Source organism: Cronobacter malonaticus LMG 23826, from assembly GCF_001277215.2.
Lineage (GTDB): Bacteria > Pseudomonadota > Gammaproteobacteria > Enterobacterales > Enterobacteriaceae > Cronobacter > Cronobacter malonaticus.
The window spans coordinates 966,914-985,466 of the sequence record NZ_CP013940.1 but is presented as its reverse complement, the minus strand read 5'-3'; the positions used below and the strand labels follow the sequence as shown (position 1 = coordinate 985,466).

At 57.3% G+C, this 18,553-nt stretch carries 15 protein-coding genes; 8 read left to right on the top strand and 7 right to left on the bottom strand.

Annotated features, from left to right (window positions below):
- Nucleotides 1-10: 10 nt before the first annotated feature.
- From purM to ppx, 4 genes are all read left to right on the top strand, one after another.
- Complete coding sequence (gene purM / locus AFK66_RS04510) at nt 11-1,048, top strand: phosphoribosylformylglycinamidine cyclo-ligase (RefSeq protein ID WP_007869947.1); 1,038 nt, start codon at nt 11-13, stop codon at nt 1,046-1,048.
- Entirely contained in the window at nt 1,048-1,689 is a 642-nt protein-coding gene (gene purN / locus AFK66_RS04505; RefSeq protein WP_023898205.1) for a phosphoribosylglycinamide formyltransferase, read from the top strand. The genes purM and purN overlap by 1 nt, the downstream gene beginning before the upstream one ends.
- A 238-nt stretch (nt 1,690-1,927) precedes the next feature.
- Nucleotides 1,928-3,988, top strand: coding sequence for a polyphosphate kinase 1 (gene ppk1 / locus AFK66_RS04500; RefSeq protein ID WP_023898204.1), 2,061 nt, complete (start codon nt 1,928-1,930; stop codon nt 3,986-3,988).
- Nucleotides 3,989-3,991: 3 nt separating this feature from the next.
- Entirely contained in the window at nt 3,992-5,533 is a 1,542-nt protein-coding gene (ppx, locus tag AFK66_RS04495; RefSeq protein WP_007777188.1) for an exopolyphosphatase, read from the top strand.
- 33 nt (nt 5,534-5,566) lie between these two features.
- Here ppx and AFK66_RS04490 read toward each other — a convergent pair whose 3' ends face one another.
- The gene (locus tag AFK66_RS04490; protein WP_007777190.1) at nt 5,567-7,810 is read right to left on the bottom strand and encodes a sensor domain-containing phosphodiesterase; all 2,244 of its coding nucleotides are present in this window, start codon (nt 7,808-7,810) and stop codon (nt 5,567-5,569) included.
- A 355-nt stretch (nt 7,811-8,165) separates the two neighbouring features.
- Between AFK66_RS04490 and AFK66_RS21105 the strand changes: the two genes are divergently transcribed.
- Entirely contained in the window at nt 8,166-8,369 is a 204-nt protein-coding gene (locus AFK66_RS21105; protein WP_071603000.1) for a YfgG family protein, read from the top strand.
- 384 nt (nt 8,370-8,753) lie between these two features.
- On the opposite strand, the gene guaA is transcribed toward AFK66_RS21105, so the two are convergent.
- Both guaA and guaB read right to left on the bottom strand, forming a co-directional pair.
- Nucleotides 8,754-10,331 (bottom strand): glutamine-hydrolyzing GMP synthase, encoded by a 1,578-nt coding sequence (guaA, locus tag AFK66_RS04485; RefSeq protein WP_007897290.1) that lies wholly within the window; start codon nt 10,329-10,331, stop codon nt 8,754-8,756.
- A gap of 66 nt (nt 10,332-10,397) precedes the next feature.
- Complete coding sequence (gene guaB / locus AFK66_RS04480) at nt 10,398-11,864, bottom strand: IMP dehydrogenase (protein ID WP_004386985.1); 1,467 nt, start codon at nt 11,862-11,864, stop codon at nt 10,398-10,400.
- Nucleotides 11,865-12,034: 170 nt separating this feature from the next.
- Between guaB and xseA the strand changes: the two genes are divergently transcribed.
- The 3 genes from xseA (at nt 12,035) to AFK66_RS04465 (ending at nt 14,866) form a co-directional block, all read left to right on the top strand.
- Nucleotides 12,035-13,408 (top strand): exodeoxyribonuclease VII large subunit, encoded by a 1,374-nt coding sequence (xseA, locus tag AFK66_RS04475; protein ID WP_023898203.1) that lies wholly within the window; start codon nt 12,035-12,037, stop codon nt 13,406-13,408.
- Nucleotides 13,409-13,490: 82 nt separating this feature from the next.
- Nucleotides 13,491-14,516, top strand: coding sequence for a M4 family metallopeptidase (locus AFK66_RS04470; protein WP_023898202.1), 1,026 nt, complete (start codon nt 13,491-13,493; stop codon nt 14,514-14,516).
- Entirely contained in the window at nt 14,516-14,866 is a 351-nt protein-coding gene (locus tag AFK66_RS04465) for a protealysin inhibitor emfourin (protein WP_023898201.1), read from the top strand. Before AFK66_RS04470 ends, AFK66_RS04465 begins: the two co-directional genes overlap by 1 nt.
- Here the strand turns inward: AFK66_RS04465 and AFK66_RS04460 are convergent.
- The 4 genes from AFK66_RS04460 to AFK66_RS04445 form a co-directional block, all read right to left on the bottom strand.
- Nucleotides 14,863-15,084, bottom strand: a complete 222-nt coding sequence (locus tag AFK66_RS04460) for a zinc ribbon domain-containing protein (protein WP_007777212.1) — start codon at nt 15,082-15,084, stop codon at nt 14,863-14,865. The genes AFK66_RS04465 and AFK66_RS04460 overlap by 4 nt on opposite strands.
- A gap of 50 nt (nt 15,085-15,134) precedes the next feature.
- Nucleotides 15,135-16,613: a ribosome biogenesis GTPase Der gene (der, locus tag AFK66_RS04455; protein WP_004386980.1), complete on the bottom strand. Its 1,479-nt coding sequence runs from the start codon at nt 16,611-16,613 to the stop codon at nt 15,135-15,137.
- 120 nt (nt 16,614-16,733) lie between these two features.
- On the bottom strand, nt 16,734-17,915 hold the full coding sequence (gene bamB / locus AFK66_RS04450) for an outer membrane protein assembly factor BamB (protein WP_007777215.1): 1,182 nt from the start codon (nt 17,913-17,915) through the stop codon (nt 16,734-16,736).
- A 10-nt stretch (nt 17,916-17,925) separates the two neighbouring features.
- The gene (locus tag AFK66_RS04445; protein ID WP_007777218.1) at nt 17,926-18,546 is read right to left on the bottom strand and encodes a YfgM family protein; all 621 of its coding nucleotides are present in this window, start codon (nt 18,544-18,546) and stop codon (nt 17,926-17,928) included.
- Between the last annotated feature and the right edge of the window lie 7 nt (nt 18,547-18,553).

The window sequence follows — 18,553 nt, the reverse complement described above, 5'->3', positions numbered from 1 at the left end:
GGACTTAGCAGTGACCGACAAAACCTCTCTCAGCTATAAAGATGCCGGTGTTGATATTGATGCTGGTAACGCTCTGGTCGACCGAATCAAAGGCGTCGTGAAAAAAACCCGTCGCCCGGAAGTGATGGGTGGCCTGGGCGGCTTCGGCGCCCTCTGCGCGCTGCCGCAGAAATACCGCGAGCCGGTGCTGGTCTCCGGGACGGACGGCGTCGGCACCAAGCTGCGTCTGGCGATGGATCTGAAACGTCACGACACGATTGGCATCGACCTGGTGGCGATGTGCGTGAACGATCTGGTGGTACAGGGCGCCGAGCCGCTGTTCTTCCTCGATTACTACGCGACCGGCAAGCTGGATGTGGATACCGCGGCAAGCGTGATTAACGGCATCGCCGAAGGCTGCCTGCAATCCGGCTGCGCGCTGGTGGGCGGCGAAACGGCGGAAATGCCGGGCATGTATCACGGCGACGATTACGACGTGGCCGGTTTCTGTGTCGGCGTAGTGGAAAAATCAGAGATTATCGACGGCTCGAAAGTCGCCGACGGCGACGTGCTGGTGGCGCTGGCCTCCAGCGGCCCGCACTCCAACGGCTATTCGCTGGTGCGTAAAATTCTTGAAGTGAGCGGCGCGGACCCGCAAACCACCGAGCTTGACGGCAAACCGCTCGCCGATCACCTGCTGGCCCCTACCCGCATCTATGTAAAACCGGTGCTGGAGCTGATTGAGAAGCTTGAAGTTCACGCCATCGCCCACCTGACCGGCGGCGGCTTCTGGGAAAACATTCCGCGCGTGCTGCCGGACAACACCCAGGCGGTGATTGATGAGGCCTCCTGGCAGTGGCCGGCGGTCTTCAACTGGCTGCAACAGGCGGGCAACGTCAGCCGTCATGAAATGTACCGTACCTTTAACTGCGGCGTTGGCATGGTCATCGCCCTGCCAGCCGCAGAAGCGGATAACGCGGTAGCCCTGCTCAACAGCCTCGGCGAAACCGCATGGAAAATCGGCGCGATTAAAGCCTCCGATGCCCAGGAACGCGTGGTTATTGCGTAATGAAGCGCATCGTAGTGCTGATTTCCGGCAGCGGCAGTAATTTACAGGCGATTATCGACGCCTGCGCGCAGAAGAAAATCAACGGTGTGATTAGTGCCGTTTTCAGCAACAAGGCCGACGCGTTCGGCCTCGAGCGCGCCCGCGAGGCCGATATTCCCGCCCATGCGTTAAGCGCAGCCGATTTTGCCAGCCGCGAGGCGTTTGACCGCGAGCTGATGCAGGAGATAGACGCCTACGCACCGGACTTGGTGGTGCTGGCGGGTTACATGCGTATTCTGAGCCCGGCCTTTGTGGCGCACTATGAAGGACGGCTGCTGAATATTCACCCTTCCCTGCTGCCGAAATATCCGGGGCTGCATACGCACCGCCAGGCGCTCGCTAATGGCGATGACGAGCACGGCACGTCGGTGCATTTCGTCACGGACGAGCTGGACGGCGGCCCGGTGATTTTACAGGCCCGCGTCCCGGTCTTTCCCGGCGACAGCGAAGAAGACGTCACCGCGCGCGTTCAGGCGCAAGAGCACGCCATCTACCCGCTGGTGGTGAGCTGGTTTATCGATGGCCGCCTCGCGATGCGCGAGGGCCGCGCCTGGCTGGACGGGCAGCCGCTCCCGCCGCAGGGTTACGCTTCTGACGAGTGATTAAAGGGCCGAAAGGCCCTTTATTTTTTCTCTCCCCGGCCGTTAATTCCATCATCGGCACGGAAAACTTGTCCGGCAACTTCACGGTTTCACAGGCTTTTTTGCCGCTTTCTCGAAAGCCTGCGGATAACTGTCATACTTTTCTGGCACAGTTGGACAGAGCATGACAAAGCTCGCCATAATAACCCCGAGACGGATTTGACACGTCCCGAGTTAATCAACCGGAGTGTGAGTAGTAATGGGTCAGGAAAAGCTTTATATCGAAAAAGAACTGAGCTGGTTATCGTTCAACGAACGCGTATTGCAGGAGGCGGCGGATAAAACCAACCCGCTTATCGAGCGCATGCGCTTTCTGGGCATCTACTCCAATAACCTTGATGAATTTTATAAGGTCCGGTTTGCCGAGCTTAAGCGGCGCATTATCATCAGCGAAGAGCAGGGTTCTAACTCCCATTCGCGCCACCTGCTGGGCAAGATCCAGTCGCGGGTGTTGAAAGCGGATCAGGAGTTTGACGGCCTGTATAACGATCTGCTGCTGGAGATGGCGCGTAACCAAATCTTCCTGATTAACGAACGCCAGCTTTCTGAAAACCAGCAGGTGTGGCTGCGCCACTACTTCAAACACTATCTGCGCCAGCACGTCACCCCGACGCTGATTAATCGCGACACCGATCTGGTGCAGTTCCTGAAAGACGATTACACCTATCTGGCGGTCGAAATTATCCGCGGCGAATCGATTCGCTACGCGCTGCTGGAGATCCCGGCCGATAAAGTGCCGCGCTTCGTGAATCTCCCGCCCGAAACCCCGCGCCGCCGCAAACCGATGATCTTGCTGGATAACATTCTGCGCTTCTGCCTGGATGACATTTTCAAAGGCTTTTTCGATTACGACGCGCTGAACGCCTATTCCATGAAGATGACGCGCGATGCGGAATACGATCTGGTGCATGAGATGGAATCGAGCCTGCTGGAGCTGATGTCTTCAAGCCTCAAGCAGCGCCTCACCGCCGAACCGGTGCGTTTCGTCTACCAGCGCGACATGCCGGACGCGATGGTGCAGATGCTGCGCGAGAAGCTCTCTATCTCGCGCTATGACTCCATCGTGCCGGGCGGTCGCTACCATAACTTTAAAGATTTCATTAGCTTCCCGAATGTCGGGAAAGCGAATCTGATCAACAAACCGCTGCCGCGCCTGCGCCACATCTGGTTCGATCAATTCCGCAACGGCTTTGACGCTATTCGCGAGCGCGACGTGCTGCTCTACTACCCGTATCACACGTTCGAGCATGTGCTGGAACTGCTGCGCCAGGCGTCGTTCGACCCGAGCGTGCTGGCCATCAAAATCAATATCTATCGCGTGGCGAAAGACTCGCGCATTATCGACTCGATGATCCACGCCGCGCACAACGGCAAGAAAGTAACCGTGGTGGTGGAGTTACAGGCGCGCTTCGATGAAGAGGCGAATATTCACTGGGCGAAACGCCTCACCGAAGCGGGCGTGCATGTGATCTTCTCAGCGCCTGGCCTTAAGATTCACGCCAAGCTGTTTCTCATCTCGCGTAAAGAGGGTGACGACGTGGTGCGCTACGCGCATATCGGCACCGGCAACTTTAACGAGAAAACCGCGCGCCTCTATACCGACTACTCGCTGCTGACCGCCGACGCGCGTATCACCAATGAAGTGCGCCGTGTGTTTAACTTTATCGAGAACCCTTACCGGCCGGTGAGCTTCGATTACCTGCTGGTGTCGCCGCAAAACTCGCGCCGCCTGCTTTACGAGATGATCGACCAGGAGATCGCCAACGCGCAGCAGGGGCTGCCGTCAGGGATCACGCTTAAGCTCAATAACCTCGTCGATAAAGGTCTGGTGGATCGCCTCTACGCGGCGTCCGGCTCCGGCGTAAAAGTCAACCTGTTGATCCGCGGCATGTGTTCGCTTATCCCGCAGCTTGAGGGCCTGAGCGATAATATTCAGGTCATCAGTATCGTTGACCGCTATCTTGAACATGACCGGGTCTATATTTTCGAAAACGGCGGCGATAAACGCGTTTATTTGTCGTCTGCCGACTGGATGACGCGTAATATCGACTACCGCATTGAGGTGGCCGCGCCGCTGCTGGACCCGCGCCTGAAACAGCGCATTCTGGATATTATTGATATCCTGTTCAGTGATACGGTAAAAGCCCGTTATGTGGATAAAGAACTGAGTAATCGCTATGTGCCGCGTGGTAATCGCCGCAAAGTTCGCGCACAATTGGCGATTTACGATTACATAAAATCTCTGGAACAGCCTGAATAATCTATGCCGATAACTTCTGATGCTCCACGACCGGAGGAATTTGCTGCGGTCGATCTCGGCTCTAACAGCTTCCATATGGTGATTGCCCGTGTGGTGGATGGCGCCATGCAAATCATTGGTCGTCTGAAACAACGCGTACACCTGGCCGATGGGCTGGATGAAAACAATATGCTGACCGAAGAGGCCATGGAGCGCGGCCTCGCCTGTCTTTCCCTGTTCGCCGAGCGCCTGCAGGGCTTTTCCGCGGCTAACGTCTGCATCGTGGGCACCCACACGCTGCGCCAGGCGTCTAACGCGACGGATTTCCTGCGTCGCGCGGAAAAGGTTATCCCTTACCCAATCGAAATTATCTCCGGCAATGAAGAAGCGCGCCTGATTTTTATGGGCGTGGAACATACGCAGCCGGAACGCGGACGCAAGCTGGTTATTGATATCGGCGGCGGCTCGACGGAGCTGGTGATCGGCGAAGATTTCGAGCCGCAGCTGGTCGAAAGCCGCCGTATGGGCTGCGTCAGCTTCGGGCAGCATTTCTTCCCGAACGGTGAAATCACGCCGGATAATTTCCGCCGCGCACGCCTCGCCGCCGTACAAAAGCTTGAAAGCCTCGCCTGGCAGTACCGCCTGAAAGGCTGGACCGTGGCACTGGGCGCCTCCGGCACCATTAAAGCCGCGCATGAAGTGCTGGTAGAGATGGGCGAGAAAGACGGTTTTATCACGCCGGATCGTCTCGATATGCTGCGCGATGAAGTGCTGAAATTCGGCCACTTCTCCGCGCTTACCCTGCCGGGCCTGTCGGAAGAGCGCAAAGTCGTCTTCGTGCCTGGGCTGGCTATTCTCTGCGGCGTGTTTGACGCGCTGGCTATTCGCGAGCTGCGTCTGTCAGACGGCGCGCTGCGCGAAGGCGTGCTGTATGAGATGGAAGGCCGTTTCCGCCATCAGGATATCCGCATTCGTACAGCACAGAGCCTCGCTAACCAGTACCATATCGACAGAGAGCAGGCGCACCGGGTGTTGGATACCACGATGCTGATGTATGAACAGTGGGAGCAGCAGAACCCTAAGCTTGCGAACCCGTCGCTGGCGGCGCTCCTGAAATGGGCGGCGATGCTGCATGAAGTCGGGCTTGGCATTAACCACAGCGGCCTGCACCGCCATTCGGCGTATATCCTCCAGAACAGCGATCTGCCGGGCTTTAACCAGGAGCAGCAGATGATGATGGCGACGATGGTGCGCTATCACCGTAAGGCGATTAAGCTCGACGAGCTGCCGCGCTTTACGCTGTATAAGAAAAAGCAGTTCCTGCCGCTGATCCAGCTGCTGCGCCTCGGCGTGCTGCTGAATAATCAGCGCCAGGCGACCACCACGCCGCCGACGCTGGTGCTGAACACCGATGAGAATCACTGGACTCTGCGTTTCCCGCACGACTGGTTCAGCCAGAACGCGCTGGTGCTGCTGGATCTCGAACGCGAGCAGCAATACTGGGAAGGCGTCACCGGCTGGAAGCTGAATATTGAAGAAGAAGCGAGCCCGGAAGTGGCCGCCTGAAACGCGAAACGGTGAGCCTGGCTCACCGTTTTTTTATGCCTGCGCTGTCCTCTCCGGTTTCGTCGCGATTAGCGACTCCAGCGGTTGCGGCTTACCAATCACATAGCCCTGCAGATAGTCGATACCCAGCGAACAGGCGACGTTTTTTATCTCTTCGCTTTCGACATATTCCGCCACCACCTGCATATTTTTCATCCGCGCCAGATGGCACATTGATTCAACAATCTGATAATCCAGGCTGCTGGTCACGATATTGCGAATAAAACTGCCGTCGATTTTTAAAATATCGGCGTTGATGCTTTTCAGCCGCGCGTAGCTGGCGTAGCCGGTGCCGAAATCGTCAATCGCAATGCGACACCCCATCGCACGCAGTCGCGAGAGCGTCACCTGCGTCTGTTCCACGTTGGTAAACGACTGGCTTTCGGTGATTTCAAAAATTAGCTGCCATGGCTCAACGTGATAACGCGCCAGTAGCCGCTGTACCTCGCCTGGAAACGGCACACGACAGACGGTGGCGGGTGTCAGGTTGATAGAGAAACGGCTGGCGGGGAGTTGTTCACGCCACTCGTCCATAAATTGCAGCGTGCTTTCCAGCACCATCAGATCGATGCGCGACGAGAGGCCGAACTCATGCGCTACCGGCAGGAAAATCTCCGGCGCGATCAGTTCGCCATCATCACCGCGCATACGCAGCAGGATCTCGTAGTAGCTGTCGCCGCGCATCCCTTCGATACGCTGTGCCATCAATCGGAAATGATGATTATCCAGCGCCTGCTGCAAGCGATTGAGCATATCTACTTTGAGCTTAACGGCTTTCTGCACGTGGTTTGCACCGCGACACTGGAGACTTTCGGGCTGATTGGTGGCGAGCGACAGATCCGCCATGGTGCTCATTTCGCCAAGCAGCAGATGCAGATGCGTGACCGGCGAACGCACGAAGCTGTAGCTGATGCCAACCTGCGGCTGCAACGGCATGCCGTCCCACATAAAGCGAAACTGCCGCACGCGTTTATCCAACGCGTCGATGCGCTCAAGGTACGATTCGGTATGAATGCGCAGCACCAAATCGTGCCCGGAAAGTTGATACGCCAGCTCATCCGGCAGCAGGATCTGGCGCAACCACGCCGCCATCTGCTGCTTATAGAGGATGCGCAGCATGACGCCATAATTACGCCCGAGCAGCTCAAGCTCCGGAATACGCATAAAACAGAGCACCGACCAGGGCGCTTTGCCAAGATCCCGGTTCAGCGCACGCAGATTCGGCATGTGGCTTAACGGGTCGATTAACGCCAGACGACGGCCGCGCAGATGCATTATGCGCTGGCGGGTGGCGGTTAACGCCATAAAGACGATTACCAGCGAAAAGACGCCGTAGCTGGAAGTATTTATCACCATCTGGGTTTCGTAGCCGGGCACCGACGGAAAATAGAGATAGTAGTAATGGCATAACAGCGCCAGTACTGGCGTCCAGACGGTAGTGATAAAGAAATAGCCAAACCGCATCGCGCCCCACAGCATCACCGGCAACAGCAGCGAGAGCGTATACGTGGTGCTGAACAGCGAACTGCTATCGCCCGTTGGCTGCATCAGACAGCCGAGCAGGAACAGAATAATGCCAAGCCAGACGGCCACTTCGACTTTACTGACTTTCTTATCGCGCTGCGCACGCGCCTGCGAGAGAAAGCTCTTCAGATAGCGCGGGTGGCGCAGCACACGGATAAGCAGATAGAAAACCGGCGTCCCCGTAAGGCAGCCGACCAGCACAGCCTGATAACTGATAAGCGTCAGTACGGTAAAAGGATTCTCGCCCGTCAGTGATGTCGGCCGTTCATACAGCCCGAGAAACGCGGCTATCTGGTAAAACAGCATAAACACCGTGGCGTTAAAGAATACCAGCCAGAACATACGCTGCGCGCCGCTGCGAGCGTGCCACCAGGAAACCGCATGCTGGCCCGGCGCGAAGATACGGTAGCCTGCCCAGCTCAGCGTAGTCGGCACAAAGAAATTGAGCAGCGTAACAGTGAGATCTAACAGCCCGACGTTGCGGTGGTAATAGACCACGACGCCAAGCGCGATACCGGGCAGCGCGCGACGGCCATACATCATGATGAAGGCGCTAAACAGCGACAGCGGCAGGTAATAAAGCACCACCAAACCGCCTTCAATATGCACGTAGGTATTACCAACACGCGCGAGCGGTAATAACAACAGCGGTAACACCAGCGGCAGTGCCCACCATTGGTCTTTATTTTTCTTGAGTGTTTCAACCGATAACATAGATGCTCAATACCAGATTCCCGTTCCCGGGCAAGAATTTCAGGCAGGCATCCGACCTGGCTGTTGAGAAGCGCGACAGACCTGGGCCGGACGCGGCGCGGTTAGCCAATCTTAGCCACAGGAAACCGCTTTCCTTTGATATACATCAAGTAATACGACCGCACCAGACGCGAACCGGCATTTGCAGAAAAAGACCTTTATCGCTTTATGCATCAACTGCTTAAATATATTAATAAAAAACAGATTCAGCAGATTCGTACGGAATTTTACATGATGAATAATTGACCTCTTCGTCTCGCTATGCCTTAATATTTACGTCGCCCGCAGTTGACGGGTAAATCTGAAGGGTAAAGGCGTGTCACAGGCCACCAGCATACGAAGACGGGACAGATTCAACGGTCGAATGACCCGTATTGTACTGCTTATCAGTTTTCTTTTCTTCTTTGGTCGCTTTATCTACTCCGCCATCGGCGCGTGGTACCACCACCAGGATAAAGTCCAGGCCCAGCAAATCAGCATGCCTCTTGACGTCTCCTCGCAACAACAGCAGCAGCGCTAGTGTCTTAAGCTCCCCTTGCGACGCCAGAAACGCCCGCAATCGATGATGAGCGGGCGTTATCTTAGATCCCGCCAGACAGAATATTCTGCATCCGACGAAAGTTTATGCCGCGTCATCCGGGATCAAACGTCCTCATGCATAACGACCTATTCCTGCATAATGAGAAGGCTTCATTAGTGTTCAGAAAAAGTGTCTGCCAACGCTACAAATAATGGCTCATCTGATGCAATACCGCGCATTGTGCAGATGGCCCAGGGTAAGGTTGATGAAAAGCTTTATCGCAGTGGGCATGATAATTAAGAAATAAAAAAACCCGCAGCGATGCGGGTTCAGAAGTCGTGTCCTGCTTGTAACGTTACATACAGCAGAAAGCGTTGCCGGGAATCATTCCCACTCAATCGTCGCGGGCGGTTTACCGCTGATATCATAAACCACACGGGAAATACCGTTGATTTCATTGATAATACGGTTGGAAACGCGGCCCAGGAAATCGTATGGCAGATGCGCCCAGTGAGCGGTCATAAAGTCGATGGTTTCGACCGCGCGCAGTGAGACGACCCAGTCATACTTACGGCCATCGCCCATGACGCCGACAGAGCGCACCGGCAGGAACACTGCGAATGCCTGGCTCACTTTGTCGTACAGATCCGCACGGCGCAGCTCTTCGATGAAGATAGCGTCGGCGCGGCGCAGCAGGTCACAGTACTCTTTTTTCACTTCGCCCAGTACGCGCACACCGAGACCCGGCCCCGGGAATGGGTGGCGATAGAGCATGTCATACGGCAGACCCAGCTCCAGACCAATCTTGCGCACTTCGTCTTTAAACAGCTCTTTGAGCGGCTCAACGAGGCCCATTTTCATCTCTTTCGGCAAGCCGCCCACGTTGTGGTGAGATTTGATTACGTGCGCTTTGCCGGTGGCAGATGCCGCAGATTCAATCACATCCGGGTAGATGGTGCCCTGCGCCAGCCACTTCACATCTTCCAGCTTCAGCGCTTCTTCGTCGAACACTTCTACGAACACGCGACCAATGGTTTTACGCTTGGCTTCCGGCTCGTCGATGCCCGCCAGCGCGTCAAGGAAGCGCGCTTCCGCCGGGACGTGAACGATGTTAAGGCCGAAATGGTCGCCGAACATATCCATCACCTGCTCGGCTTCATTCAGGCGCAGCAGGCCGTTATCAACGAAGACGCAGGTCAGACGGTCGCCAATCGCGCGGTGCAGCAGCATCGCGGTCACGGAGGAATCCACACCGCCCGAGAGGCCCAGGATCACGCGATCGTTGCCCACCTGCTGACGAATGCGCTCAACCGCGTCGTCGATGATTTTCGCCGGCGTCCACAGCGCTTCGCACTCGCAGATGTCGCGCACGAAGCGCTCCAGCATACGCAGGCCCTGGCGGGTGTGGGTCACTTCCGGGTGGAACTGCACGCCGTAGAAGCGTTTTTCTTCGTTCGCCATAATCGCGAACGGACAGGTTTCGGTGCTGGCGACGGTCACGAAATCGGAAGGAATGGCGGTCACTTTATCGCCGTGGCTCATCCAGACATCCAGCAGCGGGTTGCCGTCGGCGCTCAGCGCATCTTCAATACCACGCACCAGCGCGCTGTCGGTTTTAACTTCTACCTGCGCATACCCGAATTCACGCTCGTTAGAACCTTCCACATGGCCGCCCAGCTGCATCGCCATGGTCTGCATACCGTAGCAAACGCCAAGCACCGGCACACCGGCGTTAAAGACATATTCCGGCGCGCGCGGGCTGTTTTCTTCAGTGGTGCTCTCCGGGCCGCCGGAAAGGATAATCCCGTTCGGGTTAAAGCCGCGGATTTGCTCTTCCGTCACGTCCCAGGCCCACAGTTCACAGTAAACGCCCAGCTCACGCACGCGGCGGGCCACCAGTTGGGTGTACTGAGAACCGAAGTCGAGGATAAGGATACGATGCTTATGAATGTTGTCCGTCATTGACGCGTTTTCCAGAAAGTAGCTGATACAAAGTAAACGCCCGGCGCGAACGCCGGGCGAAGAAAATTAAGAACCCATACGGTAGTTCGGAGACTCTTTAGTGATGGTCACATCGTGAACGTGGCTTTCCTGAATGCCCGCGCCGCTGATGCGCACGAATTCCGCTTTGGTACGCAGCTCGTCGATCGTGGCGCAGCCGGTCAGCCCCATGCAGGAGCGCAGACCGCCCATCTGTTGGTGAATAATCTCTTTCAGACGGCCTTTATACGCCACGCGGCCTTCGATGCCTTCCGGCACCAGCTTGTCAGCGGCGTTATCAGTCTGGAAGTAGCGGTCGGAAGAGCCTTTGGACATCGCGCCGAGCGAGCCCATGCCGCGATAGGATTTATACGCACGGCCCTGGTACAGCTCGATTTCACCCGGGGATTCATCCGTACCAGCCAGCATAGAGCCAACCATCACGACGCTTGCGCCCGCCGCGATCGCTTTGGCGATATCGCCCGAGAAACGAATGCCGCCGTCAGCGATTACCGGAATGCCGGTGCCTTCCAGCGCTTCTACCGCGTCCGCCACGGCGGTGATCTGCGGTACGCCCACGCCGGTGACGATACGGGTGGTACAGATGGAGCCAGGACCGATACCCACTTTCACCGCGCTGACGCCCGCATCCGCCAGGGCTTTCGCGCCTGCGGCCGTCGCAACGTTACCGCCGATGATTTGCAGATCCGGGTATTTCGCACGGGTTTCGCGAATGCGCTGCAGCACGCCTTCGGAGTGGCCGTGGGAGGAGTCAATCAGCAGCACGTCAACGCCTGCGGCAACCAGCGCGTCAACACGCTCTTCGTTACCGGCGCCCGCGCCCACCGCCGCGCCCACGCGCAGACGGCCCTGCTCGTCTTTACAGGCGTTCGGTTTACGTTCGGCTTTCTGGAAATCTTTTACGGTAATCATGCCGCGCAGGTGGAAGCTCTCATCCACAACCAGCGCCTTCTCAACGCGCTTTTCGTGCATTTTCGCCAGCACGACGTCGCGGGATTCGCCTTCGCGAACGGTCACCAGACGCGCTTTCGGCGTCATGTAAACGCTGACCGGCTGGTTCAGATCGGTCACGAAGCGCACGTCGCGGCCGGTGATGATACCCACCAGTTCGTTCTCTTCGGTCACAACCGGGTAGCCTGCAAAGCCGTTGCGCTCGGTCAGCTCTTTCACTTCACGCAGGGTGGTGGTCGGCAGAACAGTCTGCGGGTCAGTCACGACGCCGGATTCATGTTTTTTCACGCGGCGAACTTCTTCTGCCTGGCGCTCAATAGACATGTTTTTGTGGATAAAGCCGATGCCGCCTTCCTGCGCCAGGGCAATCGCCAGACGCGCTTCCGTGACGGTATCCATCGCCGCTGAAAGCATCGGGATGTTCAGGCGGATGGTTTTGGTCAGTTGCGTGCTGAGATCTGCGGTGTTCGGCAGAACGGTAGAGTGAGCGGGAACGAGGAGGACGTCGTCAAACGTCAGTGCTTCTTTAGCGATACGTAGCATGGGCAATATCTCAACCTGGGGTGAATGAGAACAGATAAAATATTGCCGCGGCATTATACAGAGCGTAACCGATTGCTTCTACATTTTTTTGCGAAAAAAGGTTGCGCTGGCCTGCGCGCAGGTTACTATCGATTGAATAACCCGCTGATTTAAAATTTGATCCAGCTCACATGCCGCTTACTCAGACACCCTCAATTTTTACCGTCAGCCGCCTTAACCAGAGCGTGCGTCTGCTGCTTGAGCAGGAGATGGGCCAGGTCTGGATCAGCGGCGAAATCTCTAACTTCACCCAGCCCGCGTCCGGTCACTGGTACTTTACGCTGAAAGACGACACCGCCCAGGTGCGCTGTGCGATGTTCCGCAACAGCAACCGCCGCGTGACGTTTCGGCCGCAGCACGGTCAGCAGGTACTGGTGCGCGCCAATATCACCCTCTACGAGCCGCGCGGCGACTATCAAATCATCGTCGAAAGCATGCAGCCTGCCGGTGAAGGCCTGTTGCAACAGCGCTATGAACAGCTCAAGCAGCAGCTCGCCACCGAAGGGTTATTCGATCCGGCGCTGAAAAAGCCGCTGCCCTCCCCGGCGCGCCAGGTGGGCGTGATTACGTCGAAAACCGGCGCGGCGCTGCATGATGTGCTGAATGTCTTACGCCGTCGCGATCCGTCGCTGCCGGTGGTTATCTACCCCACAGCGGTACAGGGCGACGACGCGCCTGCACAGATTGTGCGCGCCATTGAGCTTGCCAACCTGCGTGACGAATGCGACGTGTTAATCGTCGGGCGCGGCGGCGGCTCGCTGGAAGATTTATGGAGCTTTAACGACGAGCGCGTCGCGCGGGCGATTTTCGCAAGCCGCATTCCGGTCGTCAGCGCGGTCGGCCATGAAACCGACGTCACTATTGCCGATTTCGTCGCGGATCTGCGCGCGCCGACGCCGTCTGCCGCCGCCGAGATCGTCAGCCGCAACCAGCTTGAACTGCTGCGTCAGGTGCAGGCATTACAGCAGCGTCTGGAAATGGCGATGGATTACTCGCTGGCTAACCGCCAGCAGCGCTTTACGCGCCTGCATCACCGCCTTGAGCAGCAACACCCGCAGTTACGTCTTGCCCGCCAGCAAACGCTGTTGATGCGCCTGCGCCAGCGTATGGACAACGCGCTGGACAGCCGGATGCGCCAGGCAACGCAGCGTCAGACCCGCCTGATGCAACGCCTGAACCAGCAGCAGCCGTTGCCGCGCCTGCATCGCGCCTCGGCCCGCGTTCAGCAGCTGGAATATCGCCTCGGGCAGATTGTCGCGGCCCGCCTTAGCCACACGCGTGAGCGCTTCGGCAACGCCATCACACACCTGGAAGCCGTCAGCCCGCTCGCGACGCTCGCACGCGGCTACAGCGTCACCACGGCACAGGATGGCAACGTACTGAAAGCGACGAAGCAGGTGCAGCCCGGCGATACGCTGACTACGCGGCTTGCCGACGGCTGGGTGGAAAGCGAAGTCCGCCTGATTACGCCCGCCAAAAAAACGCGCAAAAAGAAAACCGGATAAACCTCAGGAGCACCGGGCTGGTCGCGAACTATACTGCAAGTGTTGGTTTTTTCAACGGCACTTGCCGTGTAAGGAGACCCTAATGAACCAGTCACGTTATCCAACCGTTATTCCCCCGTACATCCTGCGCCGTATTATCGATCATGGCTCAGAGCCACAGCAGCAGAAAGCGCGCCAGACTCTCACCCACGTCCAGACCCTGATGGCGCATCAGCCCAAAGAGACCGCTGCCGCGCACGTCTCTGCCAAAGGCAAGCTGGAGCGCGATATCTATGACGCGCAGAACCGCGAAACGCTGCCAGGCGAGCTTGTGCGCCGCGAAGGCGCGCCATCCAACGGCGACGTCGCCGTGGACGAAGCCTACGACTATCTGGGCGTGACGCACGATTTCTTCTGGAAAGCGTATAAGCGCGATTCGCTCGACAACAAAGGCCTCGTGCTCAGCGGTACGGTCCATTACGGACAGGAATACCAGAACGCCTTCTGGAACGGCCAGCAGATGGTCTTTGGCGACGGCGATGGCGAAATATTTAATCGCTTTACTATCGCCATTGACGTGGTGGGCCATGAGCTTAGCCACGGCGTGACGGAAACCGAAGCCGGGCTTATTTACTTCGAGCAGGCCGGCGCGCTCAACGAATCGCTTTCTGACGTCTTCGGCTCGCTGGTGAAACAATATCAGCGCCAGCAGACGGCAGATCAGGCGGACTGGATCATCGGCGAAGGGCTGCTGGCGGAAGGCATCAACGGCAAAGGGCTGCGCTCGATGTCAGAGCCTGGCACCGCGTATGACGACCCGCTGCTCGGTAAAGATCCGCAGCCCGGCCACATGAGAGACTATGTGAAAACCCGCGAGGATAACGGCGGCGTGCATATTAACTCCGGCATTCCGAACCGCGCGTTTTATCTCGCAGCGACAGCCATCGGCGGTTACGCCTGGGAAAAAGCCGGTTATGCGTGGTATGACACGGTTTGTGACCGCTCACTCTCGCAAAATGCGGATTTTGCCAGCTTCGCAAAGCTGACTATCGAGCATGGGCGTAAACGCTCCGGCGACAGCGTGGCGAAGGCGATTGAACAGGCGTGGAAAACCACAGGGGTGTTGTGATGGATTTGCCAGATCTGACGGATGACGCCGTCGTGGAGCTGGCGCGTGAAGGCGGCGTGGCGTATATGCCACGCCTGGCCGGTCAGCGGCGCATCGCCGTCGCTGAGTTAAACGCACAGCAGCGTCAACGGCTTATCGATATTCTGCATCAGGCTCTGCCCGAGGCGTTCCCGCCCGGACAGGCCGATTCGCCCGGGCGCGGCGATCAGCGCTACTTCCGCATCCAGATCCTCTGGACGCAGCATAATCAGGCGGGCTACGCCGACATCGTTCTGCTGGTGCCGGAAAACGCCGCGCCGGAAGGGCTACGCGAGCTGTGGAAAAACGGCGAAGACTGCATCTGCGACTAGTGCGCCTGCAGCGTAAATTCCACGCGTTTACGGGAAATCAGACCGTGGCCGTTACGGCAGAAATAGTCCACCGCGCCACACGCTTTCAGTACTTCCAGCGGCTGATGGCACTCCGGGCAGCGCGCCTCGACCTGGTAATCCTGATGGCAGACAGCACAGTGCGCGCCGTGCTCGCTTTGTTCAAGATCGTTCTGACAGTTCGGACAACGTAATTCCACGTGAGACCTCCTTAAAAACACAGCGGGAGTCATGATGACTCCCGCTTCGGTTATTTACTTTTCTTGATGTGCTTAATCAGGCGTTTACGCTTACGCAGCTGGTTTGGCGTCAGCGTGTTGCGCTTGTTGGCGAACGGGTTCGCGCCTTCCTTAAACTGAATGCGAATCGGCGTGCCCATCACATCCAGCGATTTGCGGAAGTAGTTCATCAGATAACGCTTGTAGGAATCCGGCAGGTCTTTCACCTGAGTGCCGTGAATCACCACAATCGGCGGGTTATAACCGCCCGCATGCGCATACTTCAGCTTCACGCGGCGGCCACGTACCATCGGCGGCTGATGGTCTTCTTCCGCCATTTTCATGATGCGGGTCAGCAGCGCTGTGCTGACACGGCGCGTGGAGCTGTCATAAGCTTCGCGTACCGATTCAAACAGGTTGCCAACGCCGCTGCCGTGCAGCGCGGAGATGAAGTGTACGCGGGCGAAGTCGATAAAGCCGAGACGGTAATCCAGCGTCTCTTTTACTTCCTCTTTCACTTCCTGGCTCAGGCCGTCCCACTTGTTGACGACGATAACCAGCGAGCGGCCGCTGTTGAGAATAAAGCCCAGCAGCGAGAGATCCTGATCGGAAATGCCTTCACGCGCATCAATAACCAGCAGCACCACGTTGGCGTCTTCAATCGCCTGCAGCGTTTTGATAACCGAGAATTTCTCTACCACATCGGTAATTTTGCCGCGTTTACGCACACCCGCGGTATCGATGAGAACAAACTCGCGTCCGTCACGCTCCATCGGAATGTAGATGCTGTCGCGCGTAGTGCCCGGCATGTCAAAGACCACAACGCGGTCTTCGCCCAGAATACGGTTGGTAAGTGTGGACTTACCTACGTTCGGACGACCAACAATAGCCAGTTTAATCGGCAGATCCTGCGGGTTGAAATCGTCCTCTTCTTCTTCGACGAGTTCACCGTTCTGCTCGGCTTCAAACTGCGCCCAGTATTCGGCTTCTTCATCCACTTCTTCCGGCGGATCGACATCGTCCATCCACGGCACTAGCACATGCTCCAGCAGTGACGTCACGCCGCGGCCGTGAGAAGCCGCAATCGGATGAATTTCACCCAGGCCAAGCGAGTAGAAATCCGAGACCGCCTGATCCGGATCGAGACCATCGGTTTTGTTGGCGACCAGGAAGGTCGGTTTCTGGCGGCTGCGCAGATGTTTGGCGATGGCCTCATCCGCCGGCATCAGGCCAGCGCGGGCATCCACCATGAAAAGCACCACATCGGCTTCTTCAATCGCCAGCAGCGACTGTTCCGCCATGCGGGTTTCCACGCCCTCTTCCGAGCCGTCGATACCGCCGGTATCGATACAGATAAATTCACGTCCTTCCACTTCGGCACGACCATATTTGCGGTCACGCGTCAGCCCCGGGAAATCCGCTACCAGCGCATCCCGGGTGCGGGTTAAACGGTTGAACAACGTGGATTTTCCGACGTTAGGGCGCCCGACCAGCGCGACCACAGGTATCATTCTTAAAGCCTCATTACTGATAAATCATTGTTAAACCCGCAGAAAATCCACGGGCTTCAGAAAACAGGAAACGGCCCCTGCGATAATCAGGAGCCGTTTTAGCTGTGCTACGCCTGTCTGTTAACGCGTAATCGCGTAAAGCGTACCGTCTTTGGCCTGGATAAGGATCTTGTTATCCGCCACGACCGGCTCGGTCTGGAAGCCGGAGCTGTCCACTTTTTGCTGAGCCACGAAACGGCCGTTATCGGTGTCCATCCAGTGCAGGTAACCTTCGCTGTCGCCGACCACCAGCGATCCATTATAGAGCACCGGCGCGGTCAGATTACGGTGCAGCAACTGCGTCTGTGTCCAGAGCGTTACGCCGCCTTCCACGTTCAGCGCCAGCACGTTATCGCTCTGGTCCACCAGGTAGATACGCCCGCCATCAACGATGAAATCATTCACCGAGCCCAGCTCGCGTTTCCACATAATCTGACCGGAGCGCAGATCCAGCGCGGTCAGGTTGCCGTTATATGCCAATGCGTAAACCACGCCGTTGACGACAACCGGCGTTGTGTCGACGTCGCTCAGACGATCGATTTCGGTCGCACCTGTCGCCTGCGAAATACGCTGCTGCCAAATCATCTGGCCGCGCTGCATCAGCACCGCGCTGACGCGGCCGTTATCACCGCCGACAATGGCTGCGCCAAAGGCCGACGCCGGTGCAGATTCGCCGCGCAGCGAGAGCGACGGCATATCCAGGTTGACGGTCCACTTAATCGCACCGTCGCTTTCGTTCAGCGCCTGCAGCATACCGTTGCTGGTATGAATCAGCACCAGGCCGTCGCTGACCACCGGGCGGGAAAGCGCTTCGCCCGCCACTTTGGTCTGCCAGGCGATGGAGCCGTCAGACGTATTCAGCGCGTAAACCTGCGCTTTTTCGCTGCCCACGTAAACGTGCGCGCCGACCGCGGTCAGGCCGCCTGAGAGCAGCGCCGGGCGGTTACGGGAGAAGAAGCCGGTTTTCTCAGAGAGATCGATGCTCCAGATTTCTTTGCCATCCTGCGAATTCACGGCTTTCACCGTACCGCGACGATCGGCCGCGTAGACGTTGCCATCAAGAAACGCCGGGTGCAGGTTGGAATAAAAATCGCCAATCCCGCTGCCCACGGAGGTATCCCACGCCACTTCCGGCGAGAACTGGTTTTCGACGGTCGGCAGCGGCGACATTTTCACCACGTCTTCTTCACCGCTAAACAGTGAGCAACCGCTTAACAGCGTGACGGAAAGCATCGCTGGCAGAACTAATTTACGCAATTGCATCGGGTCCCTCTCAGATGGACAAGTTATTGATTTTCATCTGCATCATATCGCCAAGCGCCGGAGAATTTTTATCGTCCGCCCCTTTGCTCCAGGCATCGCGCGCGCCCTGCTTATCACCTTTGCTCAGCAGCGCATCGCCACGCAGATCGGCCACCATCGCCGACCAGTTTTCGCCTTTGACGCTTTCCAGGGTTTTCAGCGCGGCATCCGCCTGTTTCTGCTGGATCTGAATGCGCGCCAGGCGCAGATTAATCAGCGAGCGCAGATTCTCGTCCTTCGTGTTCTCAAGGCCCTTTTGTAACTGTTGCGCCGCGTTGGTGAGATCGTTTTTATCCACATAACGCTGCGCCAGTTCCAGCGCGGCCAGCGCGCCGTAGCTGTTTTGATTCTGGGCGACGAACTGCTGCGCCGCGCTCAGGGTTTTCGGATCGTCTGCGCGCACATCAGTCATTACATTCTGATAATGCAGCGAAGCTTCACGGGCGGAATCGACCTGCGAACCGTTCCAGAAACGCCAGCCGACCAGCGCGCCAATCCCTAATACCACACCCACCGCCAGCGCTTTGCCATTTTCAGCAAAGAAACGCTTTACCGCGTCGAGCTGCTCGTTTTCGTTCTCGTAAATTTCCACGCAGTCC

Coding starts and splice junctions, on each gene's coding strand:
- AFK66_RS04465 (WP_023898201.1), top strand. CDS start 14,516: ATGGATTTGCCAGATCTGACGGATGACGCCGTCGTGGAGCTGGCGCGT.
- ppk1 (WP_023898204.1), top strand. CDS start 1,928: ATGGGTCAGGAAAAGCTTTATATCGAAAAAGAACTGAGCTGGTTATCG.
- guaA (WP_007897290.1), bottom strand. CDS start 10,331: ATGACGGACAACATTCATAAGCATCGTATCCTTATCCTCGACTTCGGT.
- purN (WP_023898205.1), top strand. CDS start 1,048: ATGAAGCGCATCGTAGTGCTGATTTCCGGCAGCGGCAGTAATTTACAG.
- xseA (WP_023898203.1), top strand. CDS start 12,035: ATGCCGCTTACTCAGACACCCTCAATTTTTACCGTCAGCCGCCTTAAC.
- ppx (WP_007777188.1), top strand. CDS start 3,992: ATGCCGATAACTTCTGATGCTCCACGACCGGAGGAATTTGCTGCGGTC.
- AFK66_RS04470 (WP_023898202.1), top strand. CDS start 13,491: ATGAACCAGTCACGTTATCCAACCGTTATTCCCCCGTACATCCTGCGC.
- der (WP_004386980.1), bottom strand. CDS start 16,613: ATGATACCTGTGGTCGCGCTGGTCGGGCGCCCTAACGTCGGAAAATCC.
- bamB (WP_007777215.1), bottom strand. CDS start 17,915: ATGCAATTGCGTAAATTAGTTCTGCCAGCGATGCTTTCCGTCACGCTG.
- guaB (WP_004386985.1), bottom strand. CDS start 11,864: ATGCTACGTATCGCTAAAGAAGCACTGACGTTTGACGACGTCCTCCTC.
- AFK66_RS04490 (WP_007777190.1), bottom strand. CDS start 7,810: ATGTTATCGGTTGAAACACTCAAGAAAAATAAAGACCAATGGTGGGCA.